This window comes from Microbacterium alkaliflavum (assembly GCF_044325405.1).
Classification (GTDB): domain Bacteria; phylum Actinomycetota; class Actinomycetes; order Actinomycetales; family Microbacteriaceae; genus Microbacterium; species Microbacterium alkaliflavum.
Genome location: NZ_JBIQWL010000005.1, coordinates 128,304 through 147,239, shown reverse-complemented (window position 1 = coordinate 147,239; position 18,936 = coordinate 128,304). Strand labels below are relative to the sequence as shown.

The following is an 18,936-nucleotide window of genomic DNA, read 5'->3' as shown; positions in this document are numbered from 1 at the left end:
TCCTCTGGATCGCGTGACGCAGCGACCCGATTCCAGCAAACCACGTTGTAGGACGAGGAGCACCGTGCCTCGTATGGTGACAGGCATGAGCCGAACGCATATCCGCGACTTCCACGACGACGACCTCGACGGGATCGTCAGGCTCTGGGAGACCGTGCACGACGCCGTCGCGACGCCGGTCTACTCGCTCGCCGAGGTGATCGCGTCGTGCCAGGTCGACCACGCCGTCGTCGCGGTGCGCGGCGATCGCATCGTCGGCGCGGCGGTCGGCCGGGCGGCGCACGCGCAAGGCTGGATCGTCTTCTTCGGCACGGTCGACGAAGAGGTCGCGAAGCGGTCCGGTGCGGCCCTGCTCGACGCGCTCGAGCGGCGGATGGCGACGCTCGGCCTGGCGAAGCTGTCGGTCCTGGTGGCCGGCGAGGGCGACCCCGTCGAGGCTCTGACGCAGAACGGGTTCGGCATGCAGCATCGGCTCCGCTACCTCGAGCGCCAGATGCCCGTGCAGCGCCGCGAGCTCGACCTGCTCAAGGAGGTCGGCGGCCGCATCATGCCGCGGCACCTGTGGGAGGCGGTCGCCGGCATGCAGCACGAGAAGGAGCTGCTCGAGGAGCGCCTCGTGACGCCGCTGGCGCGCCCCGACCTCGCCGAGCGGTTCGGCGTCGTGCCGCCGCGCGCCGTCATGCTCTTCGGTCCTCCCGGAACCGGCAAGACGACGTTCGCGAAGGCCGTGGCATCCCGACTCGACTGGCCGTTCGTCGAGGTCTTCCCATCTCGCCTCGGCGACTCGCCCAAGGGCATGGCTGCAGGGCTGCGCGCGACGTTCGAGTCGATCGGCGACCTCGAGCACGCCGTGGTCTTCATCGACGAGGTCGAGGAGATCGCTTCGCGCCGGCGCGGCGATCCGCCGTCGCCGACGCAGGGCGTCACGAACGAGCTGCTCAAGCTCGTCGCCGAGTTCCGCGAGCGTGAAGGACGCCTGCTGATCTGCGCGACGAACTTCGTGCGGGCACTGGATGCCGCATTCCTCCGCCACGGCCGTTTCGACTACGTCATCCCGATCGGGCTGCCCGACGCCGAGGCGCGACGCGCGATCTGGACCCGCTACGTCCCGCCCGCCATCGCCGAGACCGTGGCGTTTGAGCTGCTCGTCGAGGCGAGCGAGGGGCTGACGCCCGCCGACATCGAGTACGCCGCGCGGCGCGCCTCGCAGGCCGCGCTCGCGGAGGCGCTGCGCAATCCTGATGCTGCCGACTCCGACGCGCTCACGACGGCCGACTACCTCGAAGCACTCGGCGCGACCCGGGCGACGGTGTCGGAGGAGACCGCCGACGAGTTCGTCGACGACATCGACTCGTACGCGCGGCTCTGATCCGGGGTTCCGTCGGTCAGCGCCGCGTGTCGACCCCGCGCTCGTGCGCCCAGATCGCGAGCTCGACGCGATTGCGGGCGCCGAGCTTCGTCATGGCGCTCGCGAGGTGCGTCTTGACCGTGCTGAGCGAGATGTGCAGCTCGTCGCCGATCCCGGTGTTGCCCAGGCCCTGCGCGACGAGCGCCACGACCGCCTCCTCGCGCTCCGTGAGAGGACTCGACGGCGGAGCCGCCGACCGGCGCTCGCTGCCGGCGAAGGCCTCGATGAGCCGCACCGTCACGGTCGGGTCGATGAGCGCATCGCCGCGCGCCGCCGCGTTCACGGCCTCGGCGAGCAGCGTCGCGCCGGCGTCCTTGAGCAGGAAACCCCGCGCGCCCGCGCGCAGCGCCGCGTAGACGTACTCGTCGAGGTCGAACGTCGTGATGACGACGACGGGGATCGGATCCGCGACGTCGGGCCCGGCGAGCAGCCGTGTCGCCTCGAGCCCGTCCATGACGGGCATCCGGATGTCGATCAGGCACACGTCCGGACGCATCTCACGTGCGAGCGCGACGGCCTGCGCGCCGTCGGCCGCCTCGCCGACCACCTCGACGCCGGGCTGTGCGTCGAGGATCATCCGCAGTCCGGTCCGCACGAGCACCTGGTCGTCGGCGATCAGCACACGCACCGTCATGCGGTCCACCCCGTGCGCGGGAGGGCGGCCGAGACGGTCCAGCCGCCCGCGGGATCGGGCGCCGCGTCGCACGAGCCGCCGAACAGCGCCGCGCGCTCGCGCATGCCCCGGATCCCGAACCCGGGACCACCGGATGCCGAGACCTGGCCGTCGTCGTGCACGCGTACGCGCACGCCGTCGGCGTCGACGCCCACCTCGACCTCGACCTTCGACGCGCTCCGCGCGTGCCGCCGTGCGTTCGTCACCGCTTCCTGCGCGAGCCGGAACACCGCGGCGGCGACGGGCGGCGGCACCGAGCCGGGATCGCCGTCGACGCGCACGGTCACGGCGGGGGCATCCGCTCGCTCCAGACTGCGCAGCTCTGCGAGGCCGGGCGTGGGGGCGAGGGCGGCGGCATCGCTCGCGCGCAGCACTCCGACCATGGCGCGCATCTCGCGGAGGGTGCGGGATGCCTCGCCCTCGATCGTGCGCAGCACGTCGGCCGTGGCATCCGGATCCGTCGCGGCGACCGTCGCACCCGCCTGCGCCTGGATCGCTATCGCCGAGACGTGGTGCGCGACGGTGTCGTGCAGGTCGCGCGCGAGCTGCTCCCGCTCCAGGAGCCGCACGCGGTCGAGCTCGCGCGCCCGGGAGGCACTGCGCCACCGCAATGCGACGCCGAGCGCGGCCGTTGCGACCGCGACGGCGATGCCGCCGACCAGATCGGTCGGCGCCGGCGTGCGCGCCACGAACGTGAGCGCCGTTCCCACGGCGACGAGAGCGCCTCCGAAGAGCATCGCGCGCCCGGATCCCCACCGGAACACGGCGTAGAGCAGGATCAGGAAGTACGCCGTCGTGAAGGCCTGCGGGTCGCCGCCGGTCGGAATGCTCACGGCGGTGCCGATCGCGAAGGCGACGGCCAGCATCGTGAAGGGCCGCTGACGACGCCACAGGAGCGTCACGACGAGCCCGGAGAGCACGACGACCCAGAGCCAGCGCCAGGGCAGTTCGGGGCGGAGGGATGCCTCGACCACGGCGAGCACGGGGATCGCGCCGACGAGCACCCAGTCGCGCCACACTCGCCGTGGCGGCGCCGGAAAGGCCGCGGGCGCGTCCCAGAGCGCGCGGACCGGGCTCGTCATGCCCTCATGATAGGTGCGCGACCGGCGCGCGCCCGGCGGTGGATGACGATCTCGGCGACGACGAGATTGATGCCCCAGCCGGCCGCCATGAGCAGGGTGTGCACGACGGGCGGCGGCGTGCCGATCAGCAGCGTGTACGGCAGGAACGTTAGCACCTGCGTGCCCGCGCCGAGCCCGATCGCGTAAGCGCGCGTCATCCACGCGCCGTGGGTCGCGACGTCGCCTCGGCGGATGGCGATGAAGGCGGCGACGATCGCACCGGCCATAGTGAGGGCCAGGACGATCCGGATCGCCGAGAGCCCCGGCCCGGTGACCGCGGACGGAAAGGCGTAGAAGAGCGTCATCCACAGGGCGGAGAGCGCCGACGCGAGACCGGCCGGGGCGACGATGCGCCCTGAGATGCGGTGCCAGCGGCGCCTGCGCAGCGACGGGGCGAACTGCAGCGCGCCCAGCAGCATGAAGAGGCTCGAGCCGACGATGTGCACGACGACGGGGATCGGCGAGTCGAAGAAGCGGGCGTTGTCGGGCGTGACGGTCGCGCCCGTCGACAGCTGCGTGAGCCGGGAGGCGCCCGCGATCATGGGGACGAGGCTCAGGAGGATCAGCCCCGCCGGCGCGAGCCACTCGGGGGCTCGGCGGGCGGTGGTCCGTGCGGCGGTGGCGGTGGTCATGCCGCCATGCTCGCGGGACGGGATGCCGCGCCGCATCGGCCGTCCGGTCCGCGATGCCTCGTCCGATCGGCCGATGCCCGCGCCGATGCTTCAGGCGTCCGGTGTCGGCAGGAGGTCGAGCTCGTCCGGGATCATCCTGGGCCGGCGCGTCCACGTCATGAGGATGCGGAAGTTGGATGACGTGCCGGCCGTGATGAACGCACCCACGCCCACACTCAGCTGGATGCCGAACTCCACCTGGATCTCGTCGGGGTCGTAGGTCTCCGAGCGGAGCTTCGTGATGAGCGACCGCACGGCGGGCTGGATGCGCGACAGCGCGCCGTCCAGCCCCTGCTCCGCTCGCTGCACGGTCTCCTCTCCGGTGATGACACCGCCGCGTCCGCGGGTGACGAACTCGCCCGACGGCTGGGCGTCGGGCACCTGGATCGTGATCTCCTCGCCCTCGGCGGTCGTGTACGTCACCAGCTGCATCGGGCTCCTCCGTCACTGCGTGGGGTTGTCGGTCCGGGTGACCGTCGCGGTCCACCATCCGCTGTTGCCCTCGAGACCGCGATCGTTGACCCCGAGGTAGAACTCGCCGTTGCTCGGGCAGGCGTAGTCGAGATGCGATCCCACGAAGACGAACGGCTGCTGCTGCTCGACGCTGCCGATGAGCCCCGCGGTGGGCGAGTCGGGGAGTCCCTCGACGTTGAACTGGTGATACCAGGGGTCGGCGAGACCGTCCGGCGAGACCGTCGAGTTCGGGTTGGGCTCGTGGAGGATGGTGCCTGCGGCGTCGATCGTCACCGTGTCGCCCACTTCGCACTGAACGCCCGTCGCGGTCCACTGGGTCGCGGCGAGCACCTGGACCTCGACGGGAGCCATGACCGTCGGCGTCGCGGGCGGTGGCGGCGCGGGGGTGCTGCTGCTCGTCTCCTGGCCACGGGATTCCGATGTCGGCGAGACACCCGTACCGCCCCACAGGGTCCACGCACCCCAGGCGGCTCCGGCGATCACGAGCACCCCGACGACGATCGCGGAGACGAGCAGCACGCGGCGACGCGGCCTCTCGGCTTCCGGCGACTTCGGAGGGATCGGCGGCGTCGGCGTTCCCGATCCGAGGAAGGCGAGGGGATCCGCGGCGACCGGGACCGGCACGGCGGGGATCTCGGCGGAGTGAATGGATGCCGCGTCCTCGGTGCCGATGCGGGTGCCGGCGGGTGTCCTGACGGGGTCGACCGCGTGCTCCAAGGCCACGGGCCCGGGCCGGGCTGGGGGCTCGGCCGTGACCGGCCCGGGCGTGACCGGCCCAGGCGTGACAGGCCCGGGCGTGACCGGCCGCGGCTCGGTGATCACGGGCACGGGGTCCGCTGCGGCGGGCTCCGACTCGGCCGCATCGGTTTCGTGCGTGGCGGGCTCCGACTCGGCCGCATCGGTTTCGTGCGTGGCGGGTCCCGACTCGGCCGCATCGGATTCGTGCGTGGCGGGTCCGGTCTGGCCCGCATCGGGTCCGGGCGTCGCCTCAAAGGGTGGTGACGTCGGGCCGAACGCCGCCGGCTGAGCCTCGGCGTCGCCCGCGGCCGGTCCGAAGCCTGCGGCGTCGGCAGCGACCTCGTTCTCTCCGCGGGCAGGCGGGAACTCGGCCGATGGGGCGTGCGTGACGGCGGAGGCCGCGGTGAGCCCCGGCAGGACTACCGAGGGGGCGCCCTCGCCCTCATCAGCCGGAGTCGCGGCATCGGCGGTCGCGGCCGCCGGCTGGTGCCGGACCGCGGAGGGGTCGATGAGGCGCGTGTCATCGCCGGCGATGTACACGACGGGCGTGATCCATTCGAGGGTGTCGCGCGTGATGCCGAGGATGCCGATGCGGCCGCTTCGCACGGCCTCGTCTATGCGCCGCCCGCTCGCGAGCGCCAGGTAGAAGCTCCGTGCGAAGGCGAGGGCGGCGTAGTCGCTCACGGCGAACTGCATCGCGACGACGGCGTTGATGCCGCTGTGCACGAGAGTCGCGGCCGTGCCGGCGAACAGGTCGGACGTTCCCGTCGCCCCCGATTGGCAGGAGTTGAGCACGACGAGTCGCGGCACGCTCCCCGCCTCGTTGAGGAGGTCGGCCAGGCTGCTCGCGGAGACGAAGTCGGCGCGCCCGTCGCGCCCCACCAGGGCGATGAGGCCTTCGTCCGATTCCTCGTCGTAGCCGCCGTGGCCGATGAAGTGCACGACGTGCCACGGCTCGCTCAGAAGCTTGCCGTGCAGCCCGCTCCACGACGCGTTCTCCAGCCAGACGAGTTCGACACGCCCGTCCGCGATGTGATCGGCCAGAGCGGATTCGAGCCGCTCCTTCTCCGCCTCGACGTCGAGCAGCTGCAGACCCTTCGGCGAGGACACCATCCCGAGGATGCGCAAGGGCGCCGGGATCGCCGACGAGCGCGACCCGTACGGGGAGGAGACCCGCCGCACGAGCGGCTCCTTGCGGCTCACATAGCGCCCGGCCTGACTGTCGTAGAGGGCCTCCCACGGCAAGGCGGCGAGCTCCGGCGAGGTGAGTCTCAGCGTCAGCTGGGGCGAGAGGCCGCGTTCGGTGGCGACGGCGGAGCTGGCGCGGTACGCCTCGGCGACGCGCCCCGTGAAGATGGTGTCGAACAGTCGCACGCCGATGGCCTGCACCGCCGACTCCCGCGTCGACATGACGCGCCTCGCCGCGACCGACGAGGCGAGGATCGACGCCTCGATCTGCGGCAGATCATCGAGCACGTCGGCGATGTCGAGGGTCACCGTGGCGGTGGGCTCGCCGCCGGCGAGCGACCTGAGGACGTGCACGACGTAGGTGCCCTCGGTCGTGCCGGCACCTATCTCCACCTCGATGACCGTGTCCATTGCCGCCCCACACCGATGATGGCACCGCCGATGCGGTGCTGCACAGGGTGAAGGTCAGGACTCGGTGACGCGGGCCGCGATGTCGGTGCGGTACTGGCCGCCTTCGAGCGAGATCTCGGCGAGGGCGCGGTAGGCCCGATCGCGCGCCTCGGCGAACGTCGTGCCCAATGCGACGACGTTGAGCACGCGACCGCCCGTCGCGACGAGCGCCTCGGGCGAGAGCGCCGTGGCGGCGTGCGCGAGGTGCACACCGTCGACAGCGGTCGCGGCATCCAGTCCCGTGAGGGGGCGCCCCGTGACGGGCGACTCCGGGTAGCCCTCCGACGCGAGCACGACTGTGACGGCGGCCGCGTCGGCGAAAGCGGGACGGGGGAAGTCCTCGAGGTTGCCCGACGCGGCGGCGAGCAGCAGCTCGGAGAGCGGGTCGACCAGTCGCGGCAGCACGACCTGCGTCTCGGGGTCGCCGAAGCGGGCGTTGAACTCGATGACCTTGACGCCCTGTTCCGTCAGGATGAGCCCCGCGTAGAGCAGGCCGATGAAGGGCGTGCCCTCGGAATCCAGCTCGCGGATGACGGGCTCGGCGATCTCGCGGGTCACGTAGTCGACGAAGGCCTGCTCCGGATCGGATGCCTCGCCCTCGACGCCGCGAGCGTCGAAGCGCTCACCGAGCCAGGGCAGGGGTGAATAGGCGCCCATGCCGCCCGTGTTCGGCCCCTCGTCGCCGTCGCGGAGGCGCTTGAAGTCCTGCGCGGGGCTGAGCGGCAGCACATGGTCGCCGTCGCTGAGGAAGAAGAGCGACACCTCGGGGCCGGCGAGGAACTCCTCGACGAGCACGGGCCCGGAGCCCAGGTACGCGTCGGCGTGCGCGAGGGCCGCCTCTCGGTCGGTCGTGACGATGACGCCCTTGCCGGCCGCGAGCCCGTCGGCCTTCACGACGTGCGGAGCGCCCAGCTCGTCGAGCGCGGCCTCGACCTCGGCGCGGGAGTGGGCGCGCAGCGCGCGGCCGGTGGGCACGCCTGCGGCATCCATGATCCGCTTCGCGAACGCCTTGGACCCCTCGAGCTGTGCGGCCGCCTTGCCGGGGCCGAAGACGGGGATGCCCCGCTCGCGCAGCGCATCGGCGACGCCTGCCACGAGGGGGGCCTCGGGGCCGATCACGACGAGGTCGATCGCCTCCTCGTTCGCGTAGTCGGTGACGGCGGAGGGGTTGTTCGCGTCGAGGTCGACGATCGTCGCGTCCTGCGCGATGCCGGCGTTGCCGGGCGCCGCGAACACCTCGTGCCCTGACTCCTCCGATCGCAGGGAGAGGATGATGGCGTGCTCGCGAGCACCGGAGCCGAGGACCAGGATTCGCACCGGACAAGCCTACCGAGCGCCGCCCCCGCGTCTGCGGCCCCGCGTAGCGTGGAGGTGTGGCGAAGAAGATCGGGGTCTCGGAGGGGCGCGCGGCGCTTGCCGCCGTGCGCGCCGCGGAGGAGGCATCCACTCGCCCCGCGCGCACGGATCACGCGACGGCCGTGCGATACCTGCTGCAGCTGCTGGCCGAGAAGGCGCCGGGCAACTCGGTCGAGGTGCGCGTGCCGCCGTTCGGCGCCGTGCAGGCCGTCGAGGGTCCGCGGCACACACGAGGGACCCCGCCCAATGTCGTCGAGACCGATCCCTCCACCTGGATCGCGCTCGCGACGGGTGCCGAGCAGTGGGGGGATGCCGCGGCCGCCGGCCGCATCAGCGCTTCGGGGGTGCGCGCCGATCTGTCGGCGCTCCTGCCTCTGCGTCCCTGACGCCGCCGCCCCACGGCCGCTCGACGGGCGGACAATGGAAGCATGGGACGCGAGCCCATCACCGCATACGACGGGGACGACCCGCCGGAGAACGAGCACGTCGTCGACGAGGAGTGGGAGACCGGCGCCGTGCGCCGCGCGCCGCGGTACGGGCGCATCCTCTTCTTCAGCGTGATCGCGGGGCTCGTCGTCGCCGCGATCCACACGGCGGCGTCAACCGTGGTCGCGACGAGCGCCGATCCGTTCTCGTCGCAGCTGTCGGGGGTCGTGTGGATCTTCGGAGTCCTCGCGGTCGTCTGGGTCGCGCTCGCGCTCCTGCTGGCCGCGACGGCGGTCATCGTGATCGATCGCGTGCTCGGACGGCGCACCCGAGCCGTCATCACGGAGCACCAGACGGTCATCGTCGACGACCTCGTGTCGCCGATGACGGACGAGGTGCAGCCCTGGGTGCGTCGCGCCGACGCGGATCGCGGCGAGGACCCCGACGAACCGCCGGCTCGACAGCCTGAGGGATGATTGAGGTATGTCCGAACCGCGCACCCCTCCGACGACGCCCGCTGCCGGGAGGCGCACCGAGCGGGTGCGGGTGCGTCGCGCCCCCAGGTTCTCGGTCTTCCTCGTCGTGGGCGCGGGCCTCGGTCTGCTCACCGCCCTGATCCTCACGTTCGCGTTCGACGGCACGAACGCGCAGAGCGCCAATACGGGTCTCGTCTACTCGTCGGGCCAGGTCTTCGGCTTCATGGCCCTCATCTGCGTCACGATCGGCGTCGCCGTGTTCGCGATCTTGGCGCTCATCCTCGACCGCACCGTCGGCCGCCGCACCCGCGAGGTCACGGTCGACCGTGAGACCGTCCAGGGATCCGACCCCGAAGCCGAGTAGCCGGACGCAGATCAGGCCAGCTCGGCGATGATCGGGTGGATCGCGGCGTCGAAGGCCGCGACATCGCCGCGCAGTCCGTCGGTCACGGCGATCGTGAGCGAGCCGATCCACCAGACGCCCCGCTGTGCGAGCGGCAGCACCTGGACGTTGAGCTCGAACGAGTGGGCACGGCGACCGACCTGGCGCTCGTGCTCGGCGATCGCGCTCGCGTACGCGCGGTACGAGACGCCCGGCTTCGCCGCCGCCTCCTTGCGGTAGCGCTCCTTGGCAGACTGCGAATAGGCGAGCGCCTCGCCCGCATACGGGATCATGGCGGCGCGCAGATCGTCGCAGCCCTCCAGCGGCAGCGCGACGAGCGTGTCGAAGCCGTCGACGAGATCGAGCGGCACGGGTGACGGGTGCGCCTGCGGCTCGACCGTCATCGCCCAGTACTCGCGCCACTGGCGCTCGAGGCGGGCCTGCGCGTCGTCGTCGCGGGCGTTGAGCCGCGGAGGGATGCCGCGCAGCTGCGGAAGCTCGTCGGGCGAGCGGATGCCGAGCACCTGGCGCAGATAGAGGGCGAGAAGCACCTGCTGACTCGCGTCCTCGCGAATCACCCACTCCGGAGCCCCTGCGCCGCCCATGCCGCCATTCTAATTCTCACCCCCGACATCGCGCCCCGCCGTGACCAGTCCGTGAGCCTCCACCCGACCGCCGAGAGCGTGGGTGCCACCCGCGTGCTCGGCAGTCCGGTGGAGTCTCAGCGATCGGGAGCGAGGCGTCACGCGGCATCTGCCCAGGCGGGCCGCCGGTAGGCTTGTCGGGTGGCATCTCCCACCGACGATGCGCCCGTGACGGGCGCCCCCGCCGACTCCTCCGCAAACCCGTACACCGCCGCCGGCGTCGACACCGCCGCGGGTGACCTCGCGGTCGAGCTCATGAAGTCCGCCGTGCGCCGCACGCACGGACCCGAAGTGCTCGGCGGCGTCGGAGGCTTCGCCGGCCTCTACGACGCGTCGTTCCTGCACGACTACCGCCGTCCGCTGCTCGCGACGAGCACCGACGGCGTCGGCACGAAGGTCGCGATCGCCCAGGCGATCGACAAGCACGACACGATCGGCCTCGACCTCGTGGGCATGGTCGTCGACGACATCGTCGTCGTGGGGGCCAAGCCCCTCTTCATGACCGACTACATCGCGTGCGGCAAGGTCTTCCCGAACCGCATCGCAGACATCGTGCGCGGCATCGCGGCCGGCTGCGCCGAGACCGGCACGGCCCTCGTCGGAGGCGAGACGGCGGAGCACCCCGGCCTGCTCGGGCAGAACGACTACGACGTCGCGGGCGCCGCGACGGGCGTCGTCGAAGCGGACCGCATCCTGGGCGCCGACCGCGTGCGGGCGGGGGATGTCGTGCTCGCGCTCGCCTCGAGCGGCCTGCACTCCAACGGCTACTCCCTCGTGCGGCACATCGTCGCGGGAGCGGGCATCCAGTACGGCGACAACGCGCCCGACTTCGGCGCGACCTGGGGCGAGACGCTGCTCGAGCCCACGCGCCTGTACACCGCGCCGCTCCTGCGCCTCGTCGCCGACACCGACGACGCCGTGCACGCGCTCAGCCACGTGACGGGCGGCGGCATCGCCGCGAACCTCGCGCGCGTGCTGCCGAAGGGCACGTGGGTCGAGGTCGACCGCTCCACCTGGTCGCCCTCCCCGGTCTTCCGGGTGCTCGCCGACCTCGGGTCGCTCAGCCTCGAGCAGACCGAGGGCACGTGGAACCTCGGCATCGGCTTCCTCGCGGTCGTCGCCGCCGACAAGGCCGAGGCCGCGGCATCCGCTCTCTCTCGAGCGGGCCTGGCGACCTGGCAGGTCGGCGTCGTCCACGACGGCACGCTGCCCGACGGCGAGTTCGAACAGGGCGCCAAGGGCGTCGACGGCGGGGCCGTGCGCCTCGTCGGCACCTATCAAGACGGAGCGAAGTAACACCCCATGTGCGGAATCGTCGGGATGGTGGGCCAGGGGTCCGTCAACCAGGAGATCTACGACGCCCTCCTCCTCCTGCAGCACCGCGGGCAGGATTCCACGGGCATCGCGACGGCGGAGCGCAACGGCGTCTTCCACATGACCAAGCAGCGCGGCCAGGTGCGCGAGGCGTTCCGCACGCGCGACATGCGCTCGCTCCTCGGCGACATCGGCCTCGGTCACGTGCGCTACGCGACGAAGGGCACGGCCTCGAGCGAGGAAGAGGCGCAGCCCTTCTACGTCAACGCGCCGTACGGCATCGTCCTCGTGCACAACGGCAACCTCACCAACACGCGGGAGCTCACCGACGAGCTCTTCAACAAGGACCGCCGGCACCTCAACACGAGCTCCGACACCGAGCTGCTGGTCAACGTGCTCGCCAACGAGCTGCAGTCATCGATCACGGGGCTGCGCCTCGACCCGGACCAGGTGTTCGACGCCGTCTCGCGCGTGCACGAGCGCGTGGAGGGCTCCTACGCCGCCATCGCACTGCTCGCCGGCTACGGCCTGCTCGCCTTCCGCGATCCGTTCGGCATCCGCCCCCTCATCATCGGGACGCGCCCCGCCGACGAGGGCGGCTACGAGTGGATCGTCGCCTCCGAGTCGCTCGTGCTCGAGAACGGCGGCTTCGAGGTCGTCCGCGACGTCGACCCGGGCGAGGCCGTCTTCATCGACCTCGACGGGCACCTGCACACGAAGCAGTGCGCGACCGACCCGATCCTCGCGCCCTGCTCGTTCGAGTACGTCTACCTCGCCCGACCCGACTCGGTCATGAACGGCATCTCGGTGTACGAGGCGCGCCTGCGCATGGGCGAGCGGCTTGCCGACACGATCGCGAAGTACACGCCCAAGGGTGCGATCGACGTCGTCATGCCGATCCCCGACTCGTCGCGGCCCGCCGCGATGCAGGTCGCGCGCAAGCTCGGCATCGAGTACCGCGAGGGCTTCTACAAGAACCGCTACATCGGCCGGACGTTCATCATGCCCGGCCAGGCGGTGCGCAAGAAGAGCGTGCGCCAGAAGCTCAACGCGATGTCGACCGAGTTCAAGGGCAAGAACGTGCTCCTCATCGACGACTCGATCGTGCGCGGCACGACGTCGAAGGAGATCATCCAGATGGCGCGGGATGCCGGGGCCAAGAGCGTGACGTTCGCGTCGGCCGCTCCGCCCGTCCGGTACCCGCACGTCTACGGCATCAACATGCCGTCGCGCCACGAGCTCGTCGCGCACGGCCGCACGATCCCGGAGATCGCCGAGGAGCTCGGCGCCGACTTCGTCGTCTACCAGGAGGTCGAAGACCTCAAGGCCGCGATCCTCGAGGGCACCGACCTCGACGACCTCGACATGAGCTGCTTCGACGGCCGGTACGTCACCGGCACGGTGTCGGAGGAGTACCTGGCCTGGGTCGAGGGCTCGCAGGAATCGTGACCCCCGACTCCCGGCCGCTGTGGCACGGGAGGACCCTCGCGCTCGTCGGCATCGTCCTGCTGGCGTTCTCGCTGCGGTCGGCCGTGGCATCCCTCTCGCCCGTCCTCGACCATGTGGCGCAGGACTTCCCCGTGCCGGAGTGGGTCGTCGGGCTCATCGGCACGGCGCCGCCGGTGTGCTTCGCGATCTTCGGCGTGCTGACGCCTCAGTTCGAGCGTCGACTGGGACTCGAGCGGCTCGTCGTCATCGCGCTCGCCGTCGCGACGATCGGCATGGTCGCGCGCGGTCTCGCGGTCGACGGTCTCACGCTGCTCGGCTCGACGGCGCTCATCTTCGCCGCCGTGGGCACCGGCAACGTGCTGCTGCCGCCGCTCGTGAAGAAGTACTTCCCCGACCGGGTCGGGCTCATGACGGCGGTGTTCTCCACGACCATGGCCGTCGCCACGTTCCTGCCGCCGCTCGTGGCGGTGCCGATCTCGGATGCCGCCGGCTGGCGCACATCGCTCGCGCTCTGGGCGGTGTTCGCCGGCGTCGCGCTCATCCCGTGGATCGGACTCACGGTGCGCGCGCGGTCGGCGGCCCGCTCGGAGGCGGACGATGACGACGAGCCGCGCCCGGATGTCTTCCGGAGGATGTGGCGGCTGCCGCTCGCGTGGGCGCTCATGGCTTCGTTCGCCGTGTCGGGGATCATCGCGTACACGTCGTTCGCCTGGCTTCCCACGATCCTCGTCGACATCGCCGGTGTGGATCCGGCCACCGCAGGAGCCCTGCTCTCGCTGTTCGCGGGCATGGGTCTGCCCGCGTCCCTCCTCGTGCCCGTGCTCGTCGCCCGCTTCCGCATCGTCCGCTCGCTCTACGCCGTCGCGGTCGCGGCGGGGTTCGTCTCGATCGCGGGCCTGCTGTTCGCCCCCGCCGCCGCGCCCTGGCTGTGGGTGGCGCTGCTCGGCATCGCACCGCTGCTCTTCCCGCTCGTGCTGGTCATGCTCGGGCTGCGCACGCGCACGCACGATGCGACGATCGCGCTCAGCGGCTTCGTGCAGAGCGTCGGCTATGCGATCACCGCGGTCTTCCCGCTGACGGTCGGCCTGCTCCACGCGGGGTCGGGCGGTTGGACGTCGTCGCTGTGGCTCCTCGCGGCCGTCGTCGCGGCAGCGATCCCCGCAGGGGTCGTCGCTGCACGACCGCACACCGTCGAGGACGAGTGGGAGCGGCGTCACGGCTCATGGGCGTGAGACGCCCGGCCGGCGAGGGCACCCCGCGGGCGGTCCCAGGGCGCTCACGCGGTGACGCGCGCACCCTCCAGCACCTCGATGAAGGCCTTCATCCACGTTCCGTTGTCCGGCCAGGCACGCGCCGTCACGAGGTTGCCGTCGACGACGGCGCCGCCGTTCTCGAAAACTCCGCCCGCGGTCTCCACGTCGATCGCGAGCTCCGGATAGGCCGAGGACGTGCGCCCCGCGAGCACACCCGCCGCCGCGAGGAGGAGCGGGCCGTGGCAGGTCGCCGCGACCGGCTCGTTCGATTCGAAGAAGTGCCGCACGATCCGCTTGGCGTCCTCGTCGTTGCGGATGTACTCCGGCGCGCGTCCTCCGGGCACGACGATCGCGACGTAGTCGGCGGGGTCGACGTCGGCGAACGCGATGTCGGCGTCCCACGCGTGCCCCGGCTTCTCGGTGTACGTGCCGAAGCCGTCGACGAAGTCGTGGACGACGAACTGCAGCTTCCGCTTGACGGGGGCTCCGATGTGCACCTCGTAGCCCGCCTCCTGAAGCCGGTGGTAGGGGTAGAACACCTCGAGGGTCTCGGCGGCGTCGCCGGTGAGGATGAGGATCTTGTCTGACATGGGGGCTTCCTCTCTGGAATCAGCCCTCAGCCTCGACGCGACCCGGTGCGCCGGGAAAGCCCGGTTCTCACGATGTGCGAAACCCGTGCCGACGTACACTCTCGGCATGGGCTCCTCCCCCCGCGACGCCGCGGGCATCCGCTCCGCGGACCGCGTGCTGCGCATCCTCGACGAGATCGGCGGCACGCCCGACGGCCTCTCCGCGGCAGAGCTCGCGATGCGGCTCGAGCTGTCGACCGCGACGACGTACCGTCTCCTGTCGACCCTGCAGCAGCACGACTATCTCGTACGCGGCGCCGAGTCGCGCTACATGCTCGGCCGTGCAGTCGACGGACTCGGTCGTGCCGTGCGATCGCAGCTCGTCTCCACGGCGGCCGTCCGCGACATCCTGGCAGCCATGCGCGACGCCGCGCATGCGCCCGCCTACCTCACCGTCTTCCGCGGCGACGACATCGCGGTCGCCCACGTCGCGGACTCTCCCGCGCATCCGCGGATCGGACAGCTGCACGTCGGGTTCGCGGATGCAGCGCATGTCACGGCCTTCGGAAAGCTCATGCTCGCCGCCCTCGACGACGACGAGGTGCGCCGCTACCTCCAGCGGCGCGGGGCATCCGCCGTCACGCAGCGCTCGGTCACGGGCGAGCGGGCCCTGCTCGATCAGCTCGACGAGGTGCGGGCGCTGCAGATCGCCGTCGAGGTCGAGGAGTACATGCCGAAGCTCGCGTGCATCGCGGCGCCCGTCAAGTCGCGCAGCGGCCGCACGGTCGGGGCGGTGTCGCTGTCGACGACGGCGGACGACTTCGCGTCACGCGCGCACGAACTCGAGAAGATCGTCCGACGCGGCGCCTGGCACGTGGCGAGCAGTCTCGGCGCCTGAACGTCGATCCAGGCGGGAAGAGTCGGGCGGCGTCAGGCCTTCTCGTCTTCGTACTCGTCCGTGTACTTGTCGGCCCACTTGTCGACGTACTCGTCTTCGCTGTGGTGGCCGAGCTCGCGCTCGAGCGCCGAGTAGTTGACGCTCGGGCTGTAAGACTTCAGTTCACGGGCGATCTTGGTGTGCTTCGCCTTCTGACGGCCACGGCCCATGCGGGACCCCCTCATTTCTGAGATCCGGGCGCTGCGCGGGCATTCCGCTGCGTGGCCCGGGCAATCGCAATCCGGCTACAAGGCCGGTAAGAGTAGCATTCAGAATAACACGGAGCTTCGGAGCACCGGCGGCTCCACACCCATATGCAGAAAGGGCGATGGACCGATGACGGACGAGGCATCCGAGGTTGCGAACGAGGGGGATGCCGCATCCGCGGCCCGCGGGGCCGTCATCGTGGGGCTCGTTCCCGGTGAGCCGGTACGTGTCCTCAAAGAGGCCGCCCGGTACGCGAAGCTTCTCGGCGCGCATCTGCTCGTCGTCAACGTCGATGTCACCCGGTTCGTGACCTACGAAGACCCCGACGGCTACGTGCACTCCGCGCCGATCGACATCAACGTCGCGGGCGGCGAAGCCGACCTGGCCGTCGTCAAGAGCGAGGCTGCCGCGGTGCTCGACGCCGTGGGGCTCGCATGGAGCGCCAAGCAGCTCGTCGGCGACCCGGCTCTCGCGATCAAGCATCTCGCCGACGACGTCGATGCACGGCTGATCGTCGTGGGCACGCGCAGGCGCGGCATCGGCGAGTCGATCCGGGAGTTCTTCACCGGCTCGGTCGCGGCGCGGCTCGCCCATCGCCAGCACCGGCCCGTGCTCGTGGTGCCGCTCGGCGAGCCCGTGCCCGACGACGAAGAGATCTGGCCGGCCTGACGGCCCCGGACTCGCGATGAGCCCGGGGCCATCCGGGGGTGTCAGCCGCGCAGCGCGCGGCTGAGTGCGCGGCCCGCCGAGTCGAGCGCCGTCTCGAGCTCGTCGACGATCGAGTCGGCCAGCTGGCCGCCCCGCGCGACGTGTGCGCGCAGGTCGCCGCGGATGCGTCCGCGGAACTCCGCCACGAGCGCCTCGGCGCGGTGCAGCTGCTCGCGGCTCGCGGCTCGCGCGTCGTCGTACGGGTAGGGCGGAGCATCCGTCGCCGTCTTCGTCGTGCCGCGCTCGTCCTGGGCGGCGGCGGCGAGGTCGGCGCGCAGGCTCTTCATCGCTTCGCGCATGCTGCCGCGCACTTCGTCGGCAATGAGCCGGACGGAGTCCGCGAGGCCCGCCTCGATGCCCTCGAGCTCACCGGACCGTGACTCGACCTCGGCGTGCCCGGCCGGAGTGATCGCGTAGACGGTCTTGCGGCCGTCGACGCTCTTGGTGACGAGTCCCTCCTCCTCGAGCTTGGCGAGGCGCGGGTAGATCGTGCCGGCGCTCGGAGTGTAGGTGCCGCCGGTGCGGTCGGAGAGGGCCTGCATGATGTCGTAGCCGTGCCGCGGGCCCTCGTCGAGCAGGTTCAGCAGGTACAGGCGCAGGTCGCCGTGCGAGAAGACGGGGGGCATCACCAGCCTCCCTCGGCCGGGGCGTCGGCCTGCGGCGCGCCGTCGTCGGGCGCCGTCACGGGGGAACGGCGCAGCACCGTGATGTCGCCCGAGACGGAGTTGACCCGCACGTCGACGAAGGTGCCGCTCAGCTCGCCGATCGAGCCGACGTAGTTGGTCGTGAGGCCGCCCTGACCCGAGCGCACGACGCCGTCGACCTGGACGCGGCCGCTGACGCTGCGCATCGCGTAGTTGGCGGGCAGTCCGTCGTCGAGGCGGATCGTCGTCGCGCCGCTCACGGTGTTGAGGTTGACCGAATGCACCTCGCCGCGCGAGTCGACGAGCACCGCGCCGCTGACCGTGTCGATCGTCGCCTTGCGCAGGGCGCCCGTCGCCGCGACGTCGCCCGAGACGCTGTTGGCGTTGAGCGTGCCGGTGAGCTCGCGGATCTGCACGTCGCCCGAGACCGCGTTGACCGAGACGTCGCCCGTGAGGCCGTCGGCCATGATGTCGCCCGACACGGTGTTGAGCTTGACGTCGCTGCGCAGGCCCGAGACGAGTGCGCTCGCCGAGACGACGCCGAGGTTCAGCGCGAGTTCGCGGGGGACCGCGACGCTGATCTCCGCCTTGGGGCCGCCGGCGCCGAAGTTGCGGAACACCTCGAGGAAGTTGTCCCAGCGCAGCTGCGGGTGGTCGATCTCGACGACATCGCCGGTCGCCTCGATCCGGAGGTCTTTCACGGTGACGGCGTGCACTTCGATGCGGACGCCCGGCTCGTCGTGCGCGACGACGTCGATCTGCCCGCCGACGAGGCCGACTTTGAGCTTGCGCACGTCTTCGATGTCGATGACGCGGGTCTCACCGGGGTGGATGATCCACTTCTCGAGGGTCATGGTGCTCTCCTTGCTGATCCACTGCGAGGTTTAGTCGCGATATATCGCGTGTATCGAGACTAACACGATATATCGCGTGTCTGTCAAGCAATCCACAGAACTTCGCTTGACCTTGACGCAACGTCAAGCTTTAGCGTGGTCACCGAAGAGGGAGGAGGGATGCCATGGAGTGGTCGATCCAGCAGATCGCGAAGCTCGCCGGCACGACGAGCCGCACGCTGCGGCACTACGACGACATCGGACTGCTGAGCCCGACGAGCGTCGGCCGAAACGGATATCGCCAGTACGACGCGGCGGCGCTCGTGCGCCTGCAGCGCATCCTGCTGCTGCGCGAACTCGGTCTCGGCCTGCCGCAGATCGCCGACGTGCTCGCGCGGCCGACCTCCGAATCCAGCGCCCTGGAAGGCCATCTCGCGTGGCTGCGCCAGGAGCAGGACCGGCTCGAGCGTCAGGTCGCGTCGGTCGAGTCCACCATTCGAGCACTGAGAGGAGGTGAACGACTCATGGCAGAGAAGATGTTCGACGGCTTCGACCACACGCAGTACAAGGACGAGGTCGAGGAGCGCTGGGGCAAGGACGCGTACGCGCGCTCCGACGCCTGGTGGCGCGGGATGAGCGCCGACGAGAAGGCGGCGTGGCAGGCGCGCACCGAAGACCTCGGTCGCGACTGGACCGCCGCGGCCGAGTCGGGCGTCGCGCCGGACAGCGCCGAGGCGCAGGAGCTCGCGGCGCGGCACGTCGCGTGGCTCACCGGCATCCCCGGCACTCCGGCGGAGAAGCCCGGCGGCGACGTCAAGGGCTATGTGACGGGCCTCGGCGAGATGTACGTCGCCGACCCGCGGTTCGCGAAGAACTACGGAGGCCAGTCCGGCGCCGAGTTCGTCCGGGACGCGCTGCGCGTCTACGCCGACGCGAACCTGTGAACGTGCGACGCCGCCCGGAAGGAGCCCCCCGGGTCCTTCCGGGCGGCCTCGCACAGGTGTGGCCCTCGCGC

21 protein-coding genes are annotated in these 18,936 nt (G+C 71.3%); 10 read left to right on the top strand and 11 right to left on the bottom strand.

The features are described from left to right. Positions 1-85: 85 nt before the first annotated feature. Positions 86-1,369, top strand: coding sequence for an ATP-binding protein (locus tag ACH3VR_RS14950; RefSeq protein ID WP_397557114.1), 1,284 nt, complete (start codon positions 86-88; stop codon positions 1,367-1,369). A gap of 16 nt (positions 1,370-1,385) precedes the next feature. On the opposite strand, the gene ACH3VR_RS14945 is transcribed toward ACH3VR_RS14950, so the two are convergent. From ACH3VR_RS14945 to purD, 6 genes are all read right to left on the bottom strand, one after another. After that, positions 1,386-2,042 carry a response regulator gene (locus ACH3VR_RS14945; RefSeq protein ID WP_397557113.1) on the bottom strand — a complete coding sequence of 219 codons (657 nt, stop codon included), beginning with the start codon at positions 2,040-2,042 and terminating at the stop codon, positions 1,386-1,388. Further along, positions 2,039-3,163: a sensor histidine kinase gene (locus ACH3VR_RS14940; RefSeq protein ID WP_397557112.1), complete on the bottom strand. Its 1,125-nt coding sequence runs from the start codon at positions 3,161-3,163 to the stop codon at positions 2,039-2,041. The genes ACH3VR_RS14945 and ACH3VR_RS14940 overlap by 4 nt, the downstream gene beginning before the upstream one ends. Continuing rightward, the gene (locus ACH3VR_RS14935) at positions 3,160-3,834 is read right to left on the bottom strand and encodes a DUF2306 domain-containing protein (RefSeq protein WP_397557111.1); all 675 of its coding nucleotides are present in this window, start codon (positions 3,832-3,834) and stop codon (positions 3,160-3,162) included. Before ACH3VR_RS14935 ends, ACH3VR_RS14940 begins: the two co-directional genes overlap by 4 nt. A 90-nt stretch (positions 3,835-3,924) precedes the next feature. Next, positions 3,925-4,305: a CU044_2847 family protein gene (locus tag ACH3VR_RS14930; protein ID WP_397557110.1), complete on the bottom strand. Its 381-nt coding sequence runs from the start codon at positions 4,303-4,305 to the stop codon at positions 3,925-3,927. 12 nt (positions 4,306-4,317) lie between these two features. Then, entirely contained in the window at positions 4,318-6,684 is a 2,367-nt protein-coding gene (locus ACH3VR_RS14925) for a CHAT domain-containing protein (RefSeq protein WP_397557109.1), read from the bottom strand. A 54-nt stretch (positions 6,685-6,738) separates the two neighbouring features. Next, positions 6,739-8,040: a phosphoribosylamine--glycine ligase gene (gene purD / locus ACH3VR_RS14920; RefSeq protein ID WP_397557108.1), complete on the bottom strand. Its 1,302-nt coding sequence runs from the start codon at positions 8,038-8,040 to the stop codon at positions 6,739-6,741. Between the two features lie 56 nt (positions 8,041-8,096). Here purD and ACH3VR_RS14915 point away from each other — a divergent pair, with 56 nt between their 5' ends. From ACH3VR_RS14915 to ACH3VR_RS14905, 3 genes are read left to right on the top strand one after another with little or no spacing between them, the layout of a single operon-like run. Then, positions 8,097-8,465 carry a sterol carrier family protein gene (locus tag ACH3VR_RS14915; RefSeq protein WP_397557107.1) on the top strand — a complete coding sequence of 123 codons (369 nt, stop codon included), beginning with the start codon at positions 8,097-8,099 and terminating at the stop codon, positions 8,463-8,465. Between the two features lie 42 nt (positions 8,466-8,507). Next, positions 8,508-8,981: a hypothetical protein gene (locus ACH3VR_RS14910; protein ID WP_397557106.1), complete on the top strand. Its 474-nt coding sequence runs from the start codon at positions 8,508-8,510 to the stop codon at positions 8,979-8,981. A 7-nt stretch (positions 8,982-8,988) separates the two neighbouring features. Continuing rightward, positions 8,989-9,345 carry a potassium transporter Trk gene (locus ACH3VR_RS14905; RefSeq protein WP_397557105.1) on the top strand — a complete coding sequence of 119 codons (357 nt, stop codon included), beginning with the start codon at positions 8,989-8,991 and terminating at the stop codon, positions 9,343-9,345. Positions 9,346-9,356: 11 nt separating this feature from the next. On the opposite strand, the gene ACH3VR_RS14900 is transcribed toward ACH3VR_RS14905, so the two are convergent. Continuing rightward, a complete protein-coding gene (locus ACH3VR_RS14900) occupies positions 9,357-9,968 on the bottom strand; it encodes a zinc-binding alcohol dehydrogenase (protein WP_397557104.1) in 612 nt (203 codons plus the stop codon). 207 nt (positions 9,969-10,175) lie between these two features. On the opposite strand from ACH3VR_RS14900, the gene purM reads away from it, so the two are divergent. Genes purM through ACH3VR_RS14885 form a run of 3 tightly spaced genes read left to right on the top strand, consistent with a single transcriptional unit; the run spans position 10,176 to position 14,002 of the window. Further along, a complete protein-coding gene (purM, locus tag ACH3VR_RS14895; protein WP_397557252.1) occupies positions 10,176-11,303 on the top strand; it encodes a phosphoribosylformylglycinamidine cyclo-ligase in 1,128 nt (375 codons plus the stop codon). 6 nt (positions 11,304-11,309) lie between these two features. Then, positions 11,310-12,770 carry an amidophosphoribosyltransferase gene (gene purF / locus ACH3VR_RS14890; RefSeq protein ID WP_397557103.1) on the top strand — a complete coding sequence of 487 codons (1,461 nt, stop codon included), beginning with the start codon at positions 11,310-11,312 and terminating at the stop codon, positions 12,768-12,770. Further along, a complete protein-coding gene (locus ACH3VR_RS14885) occupies positions 12,764-14,002 on the top strand; it encodes an MFS transporter (RefSeq protein ID WP_397557251.1) in 1,239 nt (412 codons plus the stop codon). Before purF ends, ACH3VR_RS14885 begins: the two co-directional genes overlap by 7 nt. 44 nt (positions 14,003-14,046) lie before the next feature. On the opposite strand, the gene ACH3VR_RS14880 is transcribed toward ACH3VR_RS14885, so the two are convergent. After that, entirely contained in the window at positions 14,047-14,613 is a 567-nt protein-coding gene (locus tag ACH3VR_RS14880; RefSeq protein ID WP_397557102.1) for a DJ-1/PfpI family protein, read from the bottom strand. A gap of 106 nt (positions 14,614-14,719) precedes the next feature. Between ACH3VR_RS14880 and ACH3VR_RS14875 the strand changes: the two genes are divergently transcribed. After that, a complete protein-coding gene (locus ACH3VR_RS14875) occupies positions 14,720-15,490 on the top strand; it encodes an IclR family transcriptional regulator (protein ID WP_397557101.1) in 771 nt (256 codons plus the stop codon). A gap of 32 nt (positions 15,491-15,522) precedes the next feature. On the opposite strand, the gene ACH3VR_RS14870 is transcribed toward ACH3VR_RS14875, so the two are convergent. Then, positions 15,523-15,699, bottom strand: a complete 177-nt coding sequence (locus ACH3VR_RS14870) for a DUF3073 domain-containing protein (protein ID WP_397557100.1) — start codon at positions 15,697-15,699, stop codon at positions 15,523-15,525. A 166-nt stretch (positions 15,700-15,865) separates the two neighbouring features. Here ACH3VR_RS14870 and ACH3VR_RS14865 point away from each other — a divergent pair, with 166 nt between their 5' ends. Continuing rightward, the gene (locus ACH3VR_RS14865; protein WP_397557099.1) at positions 15,866-16,405 is read left to right on the top strand and encodes a universal stress protein; all 540 of its coding nucleotides are present in this window, start codon (positions 15,866-15,868) and stop codon (positions 16,403-16,405) included. Between the two features lie 41 nt (positions 16,406-16,446). Here the strand turns inward: ACH3VR_RS14865 and ACH3VR_RS14860 are convergent, their stop codons facing one another. Together ACH3VR_RS14860 and ACH3VR_RS14855 are read right to left on the bottom strand one after the other, a co-directional pair. Then, the gene (locus ACH3VR_RS14860) at positions 16,447-17,070 is read right to left on the bottom strand and encodes a PadR family transcriptional regulator (RefSeq protein ID WP_397557098.1); all 624 of its coding nucleotides are present in this window, start codon (positions 17,068-17,070) and stop codon (positions 16,447-16,449) included. Beyond that, on the bottom strand, positions 17,070-17,942 hold the full coding sequence (locus ACH3VR_RS14855) for a DUF4097 family beta strand repeat-containing protein (RefSeq protein WP_397557097.1): 873 nt from the start codon (positions 17,940-17,942) through the stop codon (positions 17,070-17,072). The genes ACH3VR_RS14860 and ACH3VR_RS14855 overlap by 1 nt, the downstream gene beginning before the upstream one ends. 164 nt (positions 17,943-18,106) lie before the next feature. On the opposite strand from ACH3VR_RS14855, the gene ACH3VR_RS14850 reads away from it, so the two are divergent. After that, positions 18,107-18,865, top strand: coding sequence for a MerR family transcriptional regulator (locus tag ACH3VR_RS14850; RefSeq protein WP_397557096.1), 759 nt, complete (start codon positions 18,107-18,109; stop codon positions 18,863-18,865). Positions 18,866-18,936: the final 71 nt, after the last annotated feature.

What these genes read in the sequence shown, in the direction of transcription:
- ACH3VR_RS14950 (WP_397557114.1), top strand. Translation starts at nt 86, where the DNA reads ATGAGCCGAACGCATATCCGCGACTTCCACGACGACGACCTCGACGGG.
- ACH3VR_RS14945 (WP_397557113.1), bottom strand. Translation starts at nt 2,042, where the DNA reads ATGACGGTGCGTGTGCTGATCGCCGACGACCAGGTGCTCGTGCGGACC.
- ACH3VR_RS14940 (WP_397557112.1), bottom strand. Translation starts at nt 3,163, where the DNA reads ATGACGAGCCCGGTCCGCGCGCTCTGGGACGCGCCCGCGGCCTTTCCG.
- ACH3VR_RS14935 (WP_397557111.1), bottom strand. Translation starts at nt 3,834, where the DNA reads ATGACCACCGCCACCGCCGCACGGACCACCGCCCGCCGAGCCCCCGAG.
- ACH3VR_RS14930 (WP_397557110.1), bottom strand. Translation starts at nt 4,305, where the DNA reads ATGCAGCTGGTGACGTACACGACCGCCGAGGGCGAGGAGATCACGATC.
- ACH3VR_RS14925 (WP_397557109.1), bottom strand. Translation starts at nt 6,684, where the DNA reads ATGGACACGGTCATCGAGGTGGAGATAGGTGCCGGCACGACCGAGGGC.
- ACH3VR_RS14910 (WP_397557106.1), top strand. Translation starts at nt 8,508, where the DNA reads ATGGGACGCGAGCCCATCACCGCATACGACGGGGACGACCCGCCGGAG.
- ACH3VR_RS14905 (WP_397557105.1), top strand. Translation starts at nt 8,989, where the DNA reads ATGTCCGAACCGCGCACCCCTCCGACGACGCCCGCTGCCGGGAGGCGC.
- ACH3VR_RS14900 (WP_397557104.1), bottom strand. Translation starts at nt 9,968, where the DNA reads ATGGGCGGCGCAGGGGCTCCGGAGTGGGTGATTCGCGAGGACGCGAGT.
- purF (WP_397557103.1), top strand. Translation starts at nt 11,310, where the DNA reads ATGTGCGGAATCGTCGGGATGGTGGGCCAGGGGTCCGTCAACCAGGAG.
- ACH3VR_RS14880 (WP_397557102.1), bottom strand. Translation starts at nt 14,613, where the DNA reads ATGTCAGACAAGATCCTCATCCTCACCGGCGACGCCGCCGAGACCCTC.
- ACH3VR_RS14875 (WP_397557101.1), top strand. Translation starts at nt 14,720, where the DNA reads ATGGGCTCCTCCCCCCGCGACGCCGCGGGCATCCGCTCCGCGGACCGC.
- ACH3VR_RS14870 (WP_397557100.1), bottom strand. Translation starts at nt 15,699, where the DNA reads ATGGGCCGTGGCCGTCAGAAGGCGAAGCACACCAAGATCGCCCGTGAA.
- ACH3VR_RS14865 (WP_397557099.1), top strand. Translation starts at nt 15,866, where the DNA reads ATGACGGACGAGGCATCCGAGGTTGCGAACGAGGGGGATGCCGCATCC.
- ACH3VR_RS14860 (WP_397557098.1), bottom strand. Translation starts at nt 17,070, where the DNA reads ATGCCCCCCGTCTTCTCGCACGGCGACCTGCGCCTGTACCTGCTGAAC.
- ACH3VR_RS14855 (WP_397557097.1), bottom strand. Translation starts at nt 17,942, where the DNA reads ATGACCCTCGAGAAGTGGATCATCCACCCCGGTGAGACCCGCGTCATC.
- ACH3VR_RS14850 (WP_397557096.1), top strand. Translation starts at nt 18,107, where the DNA reads ATGGAGTGGTCGATCCAGCAGATCGCGAAGCTCGCCGGCACGACGAGC.